9 protein-coding genes are annotated in these 13,990 nt (G+C 70.9%); 6 read left to right on the top strand and 3 right to left on the bottom strand.

Annotated elements, in window-relative coordinates; translation table 11 throughout:
- The first annotated feature begins 8 nt into the window (after window positions 1–8).
- Window positions 9–389 carry a hypothetical protein gene (locus tag DY262_RS09295; RefSeq protein WP_116958644.1) on the top strand — a complete coding sequence of 127 codons (381 nt, stop codon included), beginning with the start codon at window positions 9–11 and terminating at the stop codon, window positions 387–389.
- Between the two features lie 236 nt (window positions 390–625).
- On the top strand, window positions 626–1,261 hold the full coding sequence (locus DY262_RS09290) for a hypothetical protein (protein WP_116958643.1): 636 nt from the start codon (window positions 626–628) through the stop codon (window positions 1,259–1,261).
- Between the two features lie 3 nt (window positions 1,262–1,264).
- Here DY262_RS09290 and DY262_RS09285 read toward each other — a convergent pair whose 3' ends face one another.
- A complete protein-coding gene (locus DY262_RS09285) occupies window positions 1,265–1,606 on the bottom strand; it encodes a hypothetical protein (RefSeq protein WP_116958642.1) in 342 nt (113 codons plus the stop codon).
- Between the two features lie 206 nt (window positions 1,607–1,812).
- Between DY262_RS09285 and DY262_RS09280 the strand changes: the two genes are divergently transcribed.
- A complete protein-coding gene (locus DY262_RS09280; protein ID WP_116958641.1) occupies window positions 1,813–2,712 on the top strand; it encodes a hypothetical protein in 900 nt (299 codons plus the stop codon).
- A gap of 13 nt (window positions 2,713–2,725) precedes the next feature.
- Here DY262_RS09280 and mdeB read toward each other — a convergent pair whose 3' ends face one another.
- Window positions 2,726–5,308: an alpha-ketoglutarate dehydrogenase gene (gene mdeB, locus DY262_RS09275; protein WP_116958640.1), complete on the bottom strand. Its 2,583-nt coding sequence runs from the start codon at window positions 5,306–5,308 to the stop codon at window positions 2,726–2,728.
- Between the two features lie 111 nt (window positions 5,309–5,419).
- Between mdeB and DY262_RS09270 the strand changes: the two genes are divergently transcribed.
- On the top strand, window positions 5,420–5,881 hold the full coding sequence (locus DY262_RS09270) for an Lrp/AsnC family transcriptional regulator (protein WP_116958639.1): 462 nt from the start codon (window positions 5,420–5,422) through the stop codon (window positions 5,879–5,881).
- A 190-nt stretch (window positions 5,882–6,071) separates the two neighbouring features.
- Window positions 6,072–7,604, top strand: a complete 1,533-nt coding sequence (locus tag DY262_RS09265; protein ID WP_116958638.1) for an ankyrin repeat domain-containing protein — start codon at window positions 6,072–6,074, stop codon at window positions 7,602–7,604.
- Between the two features lie 6 nt (window positions 7,605–7,610).
- Here the strand turns inward: DY262_RS09265 and uvrA are convergent, their stop codons facing one another.
- Window positions 7,611–13,436: an excinuclease ABC subunit UvrA gene (uvrA, locus tag DY262_RS09260; RefSeq protein WP_245980908.1), complete on the bottom strand. Its 5,826-nt coding sequence runs from the start codon at window positions 13,434–13,436 to the stop codon at window positions 7,611–7,613.
- Between uvrA and DY262_RS22205 the strand changes: the two genes are divergently transcribed.
- A complete protein-coding gene (locus DY262_RS22205) occupies window positions 13,326–13,979 on the top strand; it encodes an ABC transporter substrate-binding protein (RefSeq protein ID WP_425459289.1) in 654 nt (217 codons plus the stop codon). The two genes, uvrA and DY262_RS22205, sit on opposite strands and share 111 nt — an antisense overlap.
- The last annotated feature ends 11 nt before the right edge of the window (window positions 13,980–13,990 follow it).

Raw genomic sequence — 13,990 nt, 5'->3', positions numbered from 1 at the left:
GGAGCCCCATGCCCATCCCCTGGATCGCCGCCTTGAAAATCATCCCCTGGGGCGACGTGATCGAACACGCACCCAAGGTGCTCGCGGCCGCGCGCAAACTGCTCGACAAACAGAAAGCGCCCAGCGCCCCCACGCCCGTGGGCACGCCCCTGGACCCGGCCGCCGAAACACCCAACCTGGGCGAGCTGCGCCAGCACCTCATCGAGGCGCGCCAGCTCATCGACCAGCAGGCCACCGCCCAGCAGCAGATGGCCCAGACCCTCAGCGAGCTGGCCGAGCAGAACGCGCGCCTGGTGGAAGCGGTGCAGTTGCTGCGCGTGCGCACGCGGTTGCTGATCGCAGCGGCGGTGCTGCTGGCCATCGGCGTGGCGGTGCTGCTGGCGCGCTGAAGCGCGCGGCCCACCCGCGCCTCGGCCCCTGGGCCGCTGGAAAAAACCGAAGGGAACGCTCACCCATGCCGTGAGCGCTCGCAGCGGCACGGTTCCGCGCCGGCGACAGCGGCCTCCGCCATCCGGCCCATCGCGGAACCCGGGCCTCGCGCCGCGCCACGCAGAGACAGCCACAAGCTGCAGCAGCGCAAGGCACGCCCGTGGCCTGACGCCCCCGCACCACCCTTCGAACCGCCATGATCAAGACCACACGCGCCCCTTACCACAAGCTGCCTGCCGACGCCCCAGCCAAGCCCAAGTACGCCGCGGTGGCGAACCACCCGATACAGGACCCCGGCGCGGGCGGCTCGCTCACGCTGGCCAAGGTCTCGGCGCTCGACGCCTTCCTCGGCGCGCAAAGCAAAAACGGCTTGCCCACCAACAAGACGCTGTATCTGAAGAAAAACAGCCAAGGCACGCATTGGCTATCGACCACTCGGTCCCTCTGGAAAAGCAAACAGCAGCGGCAAAACTTCGTCGGCTACATCTATGCCTTGGGCTTGGACGGCCTCCACACCCCGCACTCACCACAGGTTCAGCAAGCGGCCCGAAACCTCTTCGACCTGGCCCATCTCGGGGCCGTCCACAAGCTCCAACACAGCGCGGCACTGTGCCAATGCGTGAAGGCACTGAAACAGGCCCTGGCGGAAGAGGCCGGCGAGCCAAGCACCGATACCGCTTTCACGATCGACAACGACCTCCGCACCACCAGCGATTCGGACACGTCCACGGTCGAACCCGAGCCCCCACGCACCCCGGTCCCCACACGCGCCCGAACCACCGTCTCCCCCGACGAGCGCCTCGACCATGAGCTGAGCAAGTACTTCAAGTGACCGCTAGGCCACAGGCCCATTGGCCGCCGGCCGATCCACCTCGATCGCCGCATCGCAGCCCACGCCGGCGGCGATCCAGCGCCGCGCCAGGCGCCGCAGCAGCGGCGCCGCCCAGGCCCAGCGCGGACCCAACACCCCTGGCGCGTCGCTGATCGCGCCGCAGCGGTAGAGACCCGCCGCGTCGTCCCAGCGCAGGGCGTCGCAAGCGCCCCGGCGACGGCGCGATATCACGCGACCCAGGGGGCAGGGCTCGGCCAGGCAGCACACGCCGCAGCCATTGCAAGGCGCGCCCAGCGCGGGCTTGGCCGGCGCGGCGGGGTGGATGTGGATGGTTTGCAGGGGCATGCGGGGGCGGGGACGCCGGCCAGCGGCGCTGGCCCCGCATCATCGCGCCTGTTCGGGGCTGTCCACCGTGGGCGATCGCCGAAAGGCCGGCAGGCCACCCGCGCCGAACGGCCATTCGGCCAGGCCCGGAACCCGGCCACGGAGCCGCGCACTCAGTCCGCACCTCCTGACTGCCCGGCACCACGCCCGTCCCGACCATGCACCGAATGTCTTCTGCCGACCGCTGGCACCACAAATGCACCGCGGCCCAGCCCATCACCCCCCCGCCAGAAAACCTGGCGCCCAGCCAGAACGAACTGCGGGCCGCAGGCGCCGCCGCCACGTCCTTCAACGCGGTGCTCCAGCATGGGGTCCGCAACAACTACATCTACATCCACCGACACAAGAAGGGCGGCCTCGAGTACTTTGCCACCAATGCCTGGTCCGCGTACCAGTCCCTGCGGGACGTGTTCAAGCCGGTCAGCTACACCCAGGCCCATCGGCAGACACGCGCGCGCGTCGCTGCCATGTATGCCACCCTGAGCCGGGACGAAGGACGACCCGACGTCGCCGAGGCCGCCAAGAACGTGTTGAATCTTCTGGATCAACAGAAGAAGGGCGTGGTCAATACCGCCGCACTGCGCCAGGCCTCCCTGAGGCTCTGCGCGGCCTTGAATGCCGCTTCAGCGCCCGGCGGTCCCGTGACCCGACCCCTGCCCGAGATCAGGATCGGCCGGCTGAACCCGCAAGGGGAACACGTGCTGGCGAGCACCGCCCTGTCGGCGCTGCGCGACCACGTGAACCGGCTGCCCGTGGGCAGCGTGCTCCTGCAGTACGGCAACAACGACGCCAGCGATCCATGGGTGTACGCGGGGGCCCGCCGCCCGGACGATGCGCTCGCCGATGAGGAGCGCGCATTGAACCGGGATCTGGAGCGCGACTTCGCCGACACCCTGCATTTTTTGGCCCGCCAGCACCAGGTTGACGACAAGGACCCCGCCTGGTGGCCCGCGCTTGGCCTCATCCAGCATGTCAACACGCAAACCAAGGCCGACAAGCCCATCACCGTGACAGCGGAACTCCGCCAGCGCCTCGACGCGCTGTGCAGCAGCCTGCCCGTCCGGTGAAGATCCAAGGCGCTCAGCGCGCCGGCCCTGCGCGCCGCGCCGCCTCGGCGATGCTGGCCGCGTCCACCTGGAAGAACGCGCGCAGCGCCGCGCGCGTGTCGCTGCGGCCGAAGCCGTCGGTGCCCAGGGTGCGGTAGGCGCGGCCCGGCGGCAGCCAGGCGCGCAGCGCCTCGGGCACGGCGCGCACATAGTCGCTCGCGGCCAGCACCGGCCCGGCGGTGCCGGCCAGCACCTGGCCCAACCAAGAGTCGCGCCCCTCGGCTTCAGCGGCCTGCGCCTCGCGCGCGAGTTCGCTCCAGCTCGTGATGCTGCACACGTGCACGCAAAACCCCTGCTGCGCCAGCCGCTCGGCCGCGCCGCGCACCTCGGTGAGGATGGCGCCCGAGCCCAGCAGCGTGAGCGGCGCGCCGTCCACCGGCCCGAAGCGGCCGAAGACGTAGCCGCCCTTCAGCACGCCTTCGCGCGCCGAGGCTGGCAGGTCGGGCTGGGCATAGTTCTGGTTCATCAACGTGAGGTAGTAGAAAACGTCGCGCTGCTCCACCAGCATCTCGCGCAGGCCGGCGTCGACGATGAGCGCCAGCTCGCCCGCGAAGGCCGGGTCGTAGGCCTTGCAGTTGGGAATGGTCGCGGCCACCAGGTGGCTGCTGCCGTCCTGGTGCTGCAGGCCCTCGCCGCCCAGCGTGGTGCGGCCCGAGGTGGCGCCCAGCAGGAAGCCGCGCGCGCGCTGGTCGGCCGCGGCCCAGATGGCGTCGCCCACGCGCTGAAAACCGAACATCGAGTAGTAGATGTAGAAGGGCAGCATGGCCAGGCCGTGCACGCTGTAGCTGGTGGCCGCGGCCGTCCAGCTGGCGATGGCGCCGGCCTCGCTGATGCCCTCCTCCAGGATCTGCCCGTCCAGCGCCTCGCGGTAGCTCAGCACCGAGCCGATGTCCTCCGGCGCGTAGCGCTGGCCCACGCTGCTGTAGATGCCGACCTGCTTGAACAGGTTGGCCATGCCGAAGGTGCGCGCCTCGTCGGCCACGATGGGCACGATGCGCGGACCCAGCGCGCCGTCCTTGAGCAGGTTGCCCAGCAGGCGCACGAAGGCCATGGTGGTGCTCATCTCCTTGCCGCCGGCGTTCAGCGCGAAGCCCGCGTAGGCCTCGGCGGCGGGCACGGGCACCGGCTCGCACGCGGTCTCGCGCCGCGGCAGGGCGCCGCCCAGGGCGGCGCGGCGTTCGCGCAGGTAGCGCAGCTCGGCGCTGTCCTCGGCCGGCTTGTAGAAGGCCAGGCCCGTGGCCTGCTCGTCGCTCAGCGGCAGCGCGAAGCGGTCGCGAAAGGCCAGCAGGTCGTCGGCGTCGAGTTTCTTCTGGCTGTGCGTGGTCATGCGGCCCTGGCCGGCGGCGCCCATGCCGTAGCCCTTCTTGGTGTGCGCCAGGATCACCGTGGGCTGTCCGCGGTGCGCCACGGCGGCGGCGTAGGCGGCGTGGATCTTCACCAGGTCGTGCCCGCCGCGCTTGAGGCGATCGATCTGCTCGTCGCTCAGGCCCTGCACCAGCGCGGCCAGCGCCGGGTTCTGCCCGAAGAAGTTCTCGCGGTTGAAGCGGCCGTCCTTGGCGGCGAAGGTCTGCATCTGGCCATCCACCGTGTCGCCCAGGGCCTGCGCCAGCGCGCCGCCGGGATCGCGCGCGAACAGACCGTCCCAGTCGCTGCCCCACAGCAGCTTGATGACGTTCCAGCCCGCGCCCGCGAACAGGCGCTCCAGCTCGTCGATGATGCGATCGTTGCCGCGCACCGGGCCATCGAGCCGCTGCAGGTTGCAGTTGACCACCCACACCAGGTTGTCGAGCTTCTCGCGCGCGGCCAGGGTGAGCGCGCTCATGCTCTCGGGCTCGTCCATCTCGCCGTCGCCGAACACGCCCCACACGGTGCGCCCGCCGGTGTCCAGCAGGCCTCGGTGCTGGAGGTAGCGCATGAAGCGCGCTTGGTAGATCGAGCTGATGGGGCCGATGCCCATGGAGCCCGTGGGGAACTGCCAGAAGTCGGGCATGAGCCAGGGGTGCGGGTAGCTGGACAGGCCCCGCGCACCCTGCCCGGGCGCGACGATCTCCTGGCGGTAGTGCATCAGGTCGCGCTCGCTCAGGCGCCCGTCGAGAAAGGCGCGCGCGTACACGCCGGGCGCGCTGTGCGGCTGGAAGAACACCAGGTCGCCGCCGTGCGATTCGCTGCGCGCGTGAAAGAAGTGGTTGAAGCCGGTCTCGAACAGGTCGGCCGCGCTGGCGTAGCTGGCGATGTGCCCGCCCAGCTCGCCATGGGCCTGGTTGGCGCGCACCACCATGGCCAGGGCGTTCCAGCGCATGAGCGAAGCCAGGCGCTCCTCGATGGCGAGGTCGCCCGGGAACGGGGGCTGCTGCTCGGCCGCGATGGTGTTCACGTAGGGCGTGTTCAGCCGCGGCCGCCAGCCCACGCGCTCGCGCCGCGCCAGCGCCACCAGGCCATCGAGCATCTGGCGCGCGCGCGCGGGCCCCTGCGACTGCAGCAGCGACAGGAAGGCCTCCTGCCATTCGGCGGTTTCCTGCGGGTCCGGGTCCTGGGAGATGAGGTCGTGGGGGTTCATGGCGGGGCACTCTAGCCCCGCGGCCCCGGCATGTGCTGCCGAAACGCTCGCCAGAAGCCACCGGAGCAGCAGACAATGCCGTCATTTCAGAAATTGACAGCACAAACCACCATGGACGCCCTTGATCGCCGGATCCTTGACGAGCTGCAGCGCGACGGCTCCCTGTCCAACGTGGCCCTGGCCCAGCGCGTGGGCCTCTCGCCCTCGCCTTGTCTGGCGCGCGTGAAGGCGCTGGAGCAGTCGGGCGTGATCCGCCAGTACGTGGCCCTGGCCGACGCCGCGCGCCTGGGCCTGGGGCTCAACGTGTTCATCAGCATCAGCCTGACCACGCAAAGCAAGGAAGCCCTGGCGCGTTTCGAGCAACGCATCGCCGACCTCGACGAGGTGATGGAGTGCTACCTGATGACGGGCGACTCCGACTACCTGCTGCGCGTGGTGGTGCCCGACATCGGCGCGCTGGAGCGCTTCATCCTCGAACGCCTTTCGCCCATGCCCGAGGTGGAAAAGATCCGCTCGGGCTTCGCGCTCAAGCAGGTGCGCTACAAGACCGCGCTGCCGCTGCCGCGCGGTTGAGGCGCTGGCGGCGTGGCGAAGGCCCAGCGCGGGCCTGGCCGGCGCCGCGGCGGGGACGTGGATGGTCGGGTGCGTCACAGGGCAACGGTCGCTGGCTTCCTGTCCCGCGCGGGCACGCCGAGCCGCGTGCTGTGGCCGCTGGTCCCATCCGCGATGGCTCCGTTCGCCAGGCGACTCCTATCATGGGCCGATGCGACCGCTCCTGACCTTCACCCTCCTGCTCGCCACCGCCTGGCTCGCCGGCTGCGAAACCACCCCCACCGTCAATCGCGACAGCCTGCGCGCCCTCCGGTCCAACACCAACGACGCGCAGGTCATCGAACGGCTTCGCACCAGCGACAGCGCCGACTTGCGCGACAACGCCCTGGCCGTCGGCCTGTGGGACCAGCGGCTCGACCTCGCGCGCGCCGCGCTGGCGGCCGGTGCCGGTCCGCGCCGCGTGCTGCCCTACCAGCAACTGGCCCAGTTGCGGCCCGCCGGCGACGGTCCCAGCCCGACGCGCCTGGCCGACGCCCTCTTCCTGCCGCCTCCCACGCTCCGTGAAGACCTCAGCCAGCGCCGGGTGGTCCCGACCCACCTGTTCGCGCGCAACCTCGCGGCGCTGAACCTGCTGCTCGAGCATGGCTTGAAGTTCGCGGACCAGGACGCACTGGACGAGTCCCTGTACGCGGCGCTGATCGTGGGTCAGGACCCGGCCCTGGCCGACCGCCTGGTGGCCATGGGCGCGCGCATCCGCCTGCGGCCACGCCCCCTGTCCGAACCGCTGCCGCGCATGATCGCCGCCTTCGCCGAGCCTGCCATGCTCCAGGCCGCCCTGCGCCTCGGCCTGGACCCGAACGCGCGCTTCAGTTCCGACCCCGATTGGCGCCTGTCCCGCACCAAGGACGTGCCCTACTACGCCTACCAGGTCGACTACACCATGCTGCACATCCTGGGCCTGCGCGACACCTCGCCCGGCAACCCCGCGCGCGAACGCGACGGCGCCCAGGCGGTGGCCAGCGCACGCCTGCTGGTGGCCGCGGGCGCCGATGTCAACGCCCGCGCCACGCGCGTGCTCAGCGCGGGGCGCGAGTTCGCGCGGCACGACACCACGCCGCTGCACAACGCCTACCTGGGCCAGAACGGCACCGTCAATCAGGCCCTGATCGACTACCTGCTCGAGGCCGGTGCGGACCCGACGGCACGCAACAGCGCGGGCGAGCTGCCGCAGCAGATGACCGGGCAATCCGAGCGCACTCAACAGGAATATGCCCAACTGCTGGCCCAGCGGGAACAGCGGCAGGCGCAACGCACCGCCGCGTCCAGCGAATCGGACAGCGGCTTCTTCGGCCGGGCCATGGCCATCGCCGGCCTGGCCACCGTGGGAGGCATCGCCGCCGGCTCGGGCGCCGACCCGGGACAGCTTGCCCGGATCGTGGGCGGTGGCGTGGCCGATGTCCTCAGCGATGGCCGCGCCGGCGGCATCGCGCAAGCGCAACAACAGACGGCGCCACGCGCCGTGGCCCAGGCGCCCACCGGCCCGGCATTCCAGACCGAGAACCACCGCTTCACCTGCCCGTCGGGGGTGCAAGGCAGCGTGCCCCTGCGCTACCGCACGCCGCAATGCCGCGCCGCGATGATCGACTTCGCCCAGACCTACGCCTGCAACGCCGTCGAGCGCTTCGAGCGGGTTCGGCAGGCCTGCCAGAGCGCCTGCGGCGCGCCCACCTGCGAGCAGCGCTGACGCGGGTCAGCTCCTCGCCAGCACCGGCGCCAGCACACGCCCGGTGTGCGTGCCCGCCGCCACCACCGCCTCGGGCGCTGCCGCGGCCACCACGCGGCCGCCGCCCGATCCCCCTTCGGGGCCCAGGTCGATGATCCAGTCCGCTTCGGCCATCACGTCCAGGTCGTGCTCGATCACCACCACGCTGTGGCCACCGTCCACCAGGCGGTGCAGCACGCGGATCAGCTTCTCCACGTCGGCCATGTGCAGGCCCACCGTGGGCTCGTCCAGCACGTAGAGCGTGTGCGGCGCCTTCTGCCCGCGCCGGCCCACTTCGTCGCGCACCTTGCTCAGTTCGGTGACGAGCTTGATGCGCTGCGCCTCGCCGCCCGACAGGGTGGGCGACGGCTGGCCCAGCGTGAGGTAGCCCAGGCCCACGTCCTTGAGCAGCTGCAGCGGGTGGGCGATGGCGGGCATGGAGGCGAAGAACTCGACCGCCTCGTCCACCTCCATCTGCAGCACGTCGCCGATGCTCTTGCCTTTCCAGGTGACGGTCAGCGTCTCGGGGTTGAAGCGCGCGCCGTGGCAGGTTTCGCAGGGCACCTTCACGTCGGGCAGGAAGCTCATCTCGATGGTGCGCACGCCCTGACCTTCGCAGCTGGGGCAGCGGCCTTCGCCGGTGTTGAAGCTGAAGCGGCCCGGGCCGTAGCCGCGCGCCTTGGCCTCCAGGGTGTCGGCGAAGAGCTTGCGCACCGTGTCCCAGAAACCGATGTAGGTGGCCGGGCAGGAACGTGGCGTCTTGCCGATGGGCGTCTGGTCCACCTCGAGCACGCGGTCCACCGCCTCGCTGCCGATCAGGCGTTCGCAGCCCGACCAGGCGGGCCGCTCGCCCTTGTCCCAGGCCTTCTTGCCAGCCGCCGTGGCGCGCAGGGACACCGCCGCCGCGACGTTGGTGAGCAGCACGTCGCGCGCGAGCGTGCTCTTGCCGGAACCGCTCACGCCGGTGACCACCACCAGGCGCTTGAGCGGCACCTTCACGTCGAGTGCCTGCAGGTTGTGCAGCGCGGCACCGCGCAGGTCGAGCGCCTCCATGTCCGCCGGCATGGCGCGGCGCGCCTGCAGCGGGTGCTTCATGGCGTGCAGCAGGTAACGGCCCGTCACCGATTCGGGGTTGGCCGACAGGTCCGCCACCGAGCCCTGCGCCACCACCCGCCCGCCGCGCTTGCCGGCGCTGGGGCCGATGTCGATGACGTGGTCGGCTCGGCGGATGGTGTCTTCGTCGTGCTCCACCACCACCAGGGTGTTGCCCTGGTGGCCGAGCTGGTGCAGCGCGTCGAGCAGGATCTGGTTGTCGCGCGGGTGCAGGCCGATGGTGGGCTCGTCGAGCACGTAGCACACGCCCTGCAAATGGCTGCCGAGCTGGGCCGCCAGGCGGATGCGCTGCGCCTCGCCGCCGCTGAGCGTGGGCGCGCCACGGTCCAGGGTGAGGTAGTTCAGACCCACCTGCTCGAGGAAGGCCAGGCGGCTCTCGATCTCGGGCAGCAGGTCGCGCGCGATGTCGGCTTCGCGGCCGCTGAGGTCTTGGCCGTCCATGAGACGGCGCACCCAGGACCGGACCTCGCTCACCGACAGGCGCGCGATGTCGGTGATGGCCACACCACCGAACCGCACGGCGCGCGCCTGCGCATTGAGGCGCGAGCCTTCGCACGTGGGGCAGGCCTCGTCGCCCACGCCCTCCACTTCGGGCTCGGCGAAGCTCTGCTCGCGGCCTTTTTCGTCGGCGTCGCGCACCGAGTCGTCGAGCGCCTTGCGCTGCTCGCGCGAGAGCTTCACCCCTGTGCCCACGCAGTCCGGGCACCAGCCGTGCTTGCTGTTGTAGGAGAACAGGCGCGGGTCCAGCTCGGGGTAGCTGGTGCTGCACACCGGGCAGGCGCGCGCGGTGCTGAACACCTCCACGGCGCCGATGTCGCGCGTGGGTCGGCCCTCGGCGATGGCTTCTTTCAGTCCGTCGAGCGGGTGCAACAGGTGCAGGATGCCCTTGCCGTGCTCCAGCGCCTTCGCCAGTTCGCGGCGCAGCTGCGCCTCGTCGGCCGGGTTCACCACGAAATCCGCCACCGGCAATTCGATGGTGTGTTCCTTGAAGCGGTCGATGCGCGGGAAGCCGGTGGTGGGCAGGAAGTCGCCGTCCACGCGCAGGTGGCTGAAGCCGCGCGGGCGCGCCCAGTCGGCCAGTTCGGTGTACACGCCCTTGCGGTTGACCACCAGCGGCGCCAGCAGGCCCACATGCCGACCCGCGTGCTTGCGCAGGATGGCGGCCGCGATGCTGTCGGCGCTCTGCGGTTTCACGGCCGCGCCGTCGTGCACGCAGTGCTGGGTGCCCAGCTTCACGTAGAGCAGGCGCAGGAAATGCCAGACCTCGGTGGTGGTGCCCACCGTGCTCTTGCGCCCGCCGCGCGACAGGCGCTGCTCGATGGCCACGGTGGGCGGGATGCCGTAGACCGCGTCCACCTCGGGCCGGCCCGCCGGCTGCACGATGCTGCGCGCGTAGGCGTTGAGGCTTTCCAGGTAGCGGCGCTGGCCTTCGTTGAACAGGATGTCGAAGGCCAGCGTGCTCTTGCCCGAACCGCTCACGCCCGAGATGACGTTGAACTTGCCGCGCGGGATGTCCACGCTGAGCTGCTTGAGGTTGTGCTCCTTGGCGTTGACGATGCGGATGGCTTCGTCGCGCGGCGCGCGGCGCGCGGCGGCGCGCGCACGGTAGGGCGCCGGCGCCTCGCCCACCGCGTGCACCTGGTCCATGGCCGCCGCGTACTCGCGCAGCGCCCGCGCGGTGTGGCTCGTGGGGTGCTCGCGCACCTGCTCGGGCGGGCCCTCGGCCACCACGGCACCGCCGCCGGCGCCGCCCTCGGGGCCGAGGTCGACCAGCCAGTCGGCGGCGCGGATCACGTCCAGGTTGTGCTCGATCACCACCAGCGAATGGCCGGCGTCCAGCAGCTTGCGCAGCGAGCGCATGAGCTTGGCGATGTCGTCGAAGTGCAGGCCGGTGGTGGGCTCGTCGAACAGGAACAGCGTGCCCTTGCGCGACACGGCCTGGCGGCTGGCGCTCGCGGACTTGGCGGCCTCGGCCAGGAAGCCCGCGAGCTTGAGGCGCTGCGCCTCGCCGCCCGAGAGCGTGGGAACGGGCTGTCCCAGCTTCACGTACTCCAGGCCCACGTCCACGATGGGTTGCAGCGCGCGGATCACCTCGCGGTCGTGCGCGAACAGCTGGGCCGCTTCGTTCACCGTGAGCTCCAGCGTGTCGGCCACGCTCAGCATCCGGCCGCCCCGATCGATCTTCACTTCCAGGATTTCGGGCCGGTAGCGCTTGCCGTCGCAATCGGGGCAGCGCAGGTAGACGTCGGAGAGGAACTGCATCTCCACGTGCTCGAAGCCCGAGCCGCCGCAGGTGGGGCAGCGGCCGTCGCCGCTGTTGAAGCTGAACTTGGCCGGCGTGTAGCTGCGCTGGCGCGCCAGCGGCGCGTCGGCGAACAGCGCGCGGATGGCGTCCCAGGCGCCGACGTAGCTCACCGGGTTGGAGCGCGCGGTCTTGCCGATGGGCGACTGGTCGACGAAGACCACGTCGGCCAGCTGCTCGGCGCCGAGCAGGCGGTCGTGCGCGCCGGGCGATTCGGTGCTCTGGCCGAAATGGCGCATGAGCGCGGGCGCCAGCACGTCCTGGATCAGCGTGGACTTGCCCGAGCCCGACACACCGGTGATCACCACCAGGCGCTGCAGGGGGAACTCCACCGACACGTTCTTCAGGTTGTGCTCGCTCGCGCCTTCCAGGATGAGGCGCGGCGTGCTGTCGGTGACGGCGCGCTTGAAACCCATGCCGATGGTCTTGCGCGCGCCCAGGTAGGCGCCGGTGAGCGTATCGGCCGAGCGGATCTGCGCCGGCGTGCCGTCGAACACGATGCGCCCGCCGCGCTCACCCGGGCCCGGGCCCATGTCGATCAGGCGGTCGGCCGCGAGCATGACGGCCGGGTCGTGCTCCACCACCACCAGGGTGTTGCCGGCGTCGCGCAGGCGCTTCATGGCGTCGACGATGCGCGCCATGTCGCGCGGGTGCAGGCCGATGCTGGGCTCGTCGAGCACGAACAGCGTATTGACCAGCGAGGTGCCGAGCGCGGTGGTGAGGTTGATGCGCTGCACCTCGCCGCCGCTGAGCGTGCGGCTTTGCCGGTCCAGCGTGAGGTAGCCGATGCCGACCTCGCAGAGGTAGCGGATGCGGGTGTTGATTTCTTCCAGCAGCAGCTTGAGCGCCTGCTGCTCGCCGGTGCTGCCCGCCTGCGCAGGCACGATGGAATCGAAGAAGCGCCGCAAATCCGTCAGCGGCATGAGCATCAGGTCGTGCAGGCACAGGCCGGGCAGCGCCTCCAGCTGCGCGCGCGACCAGGCCACGCCCGCGGGCAGGTAGCGCTGCGACGGCGCCAGCACCGCGTCGGCCTGCGCCGCCGTGCCCACGCGCCAGAGCAGGCTGTCGGTCTTGAGGCGCGCGCCGCGGCACACCGGGCACTCGGTGTAGCTGCGGTACTTGGACAAGAGCACGCGGATGTGCATCTTGTAGGCCTTGCTCTCCAGGTACTCGAAGAAGCGGCCCACGCCGTACCACTGCTGGTTCCACTTGCCGTTCCACTGCGGCGAGCCGTTCTTCACCCAGGCCTGCTGCTCGGGCGTGAGCTTGGCCCAGGGCGTGTCGCGCGGGATGCCCGCCGCCTCGGCGTGGCGCATCAGGTCGTCCTGGCACTCCTTCCAGGCCGGCGTCTGGAACACCTTGATGGCGCCGTTGCGCAGCGTGAGCCTGTCGTTCGGGATCACCAGGCCGTAGTCGACGCCGATCACGCGGCCGAAGCCGCGGCAGCTGTCGCAGGCGCCCACCGGCGAGTTGAACGAGAACATGGACGGCGCGGGCTCGCTGTAGCGGATGTCGCTCTCGGGGCAGTGCAGGCCGGTCGAAAACTTCCAGATCTCGGGCTCACCCGCTTCCTTCAAGGCGTACACCGTGAGCCGGCCGCCGCCGCGCTTGAGGCCGGTCTCGATGGCCTCCATCACGCGCGCGGGCTCGGCGCTGGCCACGCGGAAGCGGTCGGCCACCACGTCGAGCAGCTTCACGGCCTCGATCACCGGCTTGGCCTTCTTCGCCCCCTTGGCGGCGGGCGCCTCTTCCTTCGCCTCGCGCTGCACCGTGCGCTCGGCCTGCACGCGGGTGTAGCCGCTGGCCGAGAGCCACTGTTCGATTTCCTCGGGCGTGGTGTTGGCGGGCAATTCCACCGGGAAGGTCAGCACCAGCCGGGGATCCCCCTGCGCTTCGGCGCGCCGCCGCAGTTCGGCCGCGATGGTCTCGGGCGAGTCGTGCCGCACCGGCAGCGCGGTCTCGCGGTCGAACAGCTCGGCGCCGCGCGCGAACAGCAGCTTGAGGTGGTCGTTGAGCTCGGTCATGGTGCCCACGGTCGAGCGCGAGGACCGCACCGGGTTGGTCTGGTCGATGGCGATCGCGGGCGGCACGCCCTCCACGCGGTCCACCGCCGGCTTGTCCATGCGGTCCAGGAACTGCCGCGCGTAGGCGCTGAAGGTCTCGACGTAGCGGCGCTGGCCCTCGGCGAACAGGGTGTCGAACACCAGGCTGGATTTGCCCGAGCCACTGGGTCCGGTCACCACCGTCAGTTCGCCGGTGCGGATGTCCAGGTCCAGGCCCTTGAGGTTGTGCTGGCGCGCGCCGCGGATGCGGATCAGGCCCTCGGCGCCGCCCCCGTCGGCCGCCCGTTCATCGGGTTCGGCCGGGGTGGAGAGGTCGGGGCGGCGATCGTCGGACATGCAGGGCTCCTGAGCGGGAAGCGGAAGATTCTAGGGACCGCCCGCGACCGCTGCCGCGCCCTACGTCATTTCCACACTGTCCTTCCGGGGGAGCCTCTGCGCAGACTCGCGCGCCATTACAAATGGTTGTACTTCGACCCCGTGAACGCCCGCGGCGGGGTACACGGCGAGAAGGTCGAACTGATCTCGGTCGACGACAGGTTCGACCCCAAGGTGACGGTGCAGTTCGCGCGCGAGCTGACCCGCCAGCGCGGCGTGCTGGCCCTGTTCCTCAACCGGGGCACACCGCACGCCGAGGCGCTGCTGCCGCTGCTGGCCGAACACAAGGTGCCGCTGGTGGCGCCCGGCACCGGGGCCATGGTGCTGCACCGGCCGGTCAACCCCTGGGTGTTCAATGTGCGCGCCACCTACCAGTGCGAAGCGGCGCCCGCCATGATGGAAGGCTTCGCGGGCGCCAAGGTGGTGGTGGAAGGCCTGCGCCGCGCCGGGCTGGACTTCGCCGACCTGTCCATCATCGACGGCAGCGGGCGCTTCCGGCGCTGAGCCGGGCGCCG

This window comes from Hydrogenophaga borbori, assembly GCF_003417535.1.
Lineage (GTDB): Bacteria > Pseudomonadota > Gammaproteobacteria > Burkholderiales > Burkholderiaceae_C > Hydrogenophaga > Hydrogenophaga borbori.
The sequence above is the reverse complement of the archived record's forward strand: the minus strand, read 5'-3'. Positions and strand labels throughout refer to the sequence as shown.

Bases quoted from the DNA above. Each gene is read 5' to 3' on its own strand.
- DY262_RS09295 (WP_116958644.1), top strand. From the start codon at position 9: ATGCCCATCCCCTGGATCGCCGCCTTGAAAATCATCCCCTGGGGCGAC.
- DY262_RS09290 (WP_116958643.1), top strand. From the start codon at position 626: ATGATCAAGACCACACGCGCCCCTTACCACAAGCTGCCTGCCGACGCC.
- DY262_RS09285 (WP_116958642.1), bottom strand. From the start codon at position 1,606: ATGCCCCTGCAAACCATCCACATCCACCCCGCCGCGCCGGCCAAGCCC.
- DY262_RS09280 (WP_116958641.1), top strand. From the start codon at position 1,813: ATGTCTTCTGCCGACCGCTGGCACCACAAATGCACCGCGGCCCAGCCC.
- mdeB (WP_116958640.1), bottom strand. From the start codon at position 5,308: ATGAACCCCCACGACCTCATCTCCCAGGACCCGGACCCGCAGGAAACC.
- DY262_RS09270 (WP_116958639.1), top strand. From the start codon at position 5,420: ATGGACGCCCTTGATCGCCGGATCCTTGACGAGCTGCAGCGCGACGGC.
- DY262_RS09265 (WP_116958638.1), top strand. From the start codon at position 6,072: ATGCGACCGCTCCTGACCTTCACCCTCCTGCTCGCCACCGCCTGGCTC.
- uvrA (WP_245980908.1), bottom strand. From the start codon at position 13,436: ATGTCCGACGATCGCCGCCCCGACCTCTCCACCCCGGCCGAACCCGAT.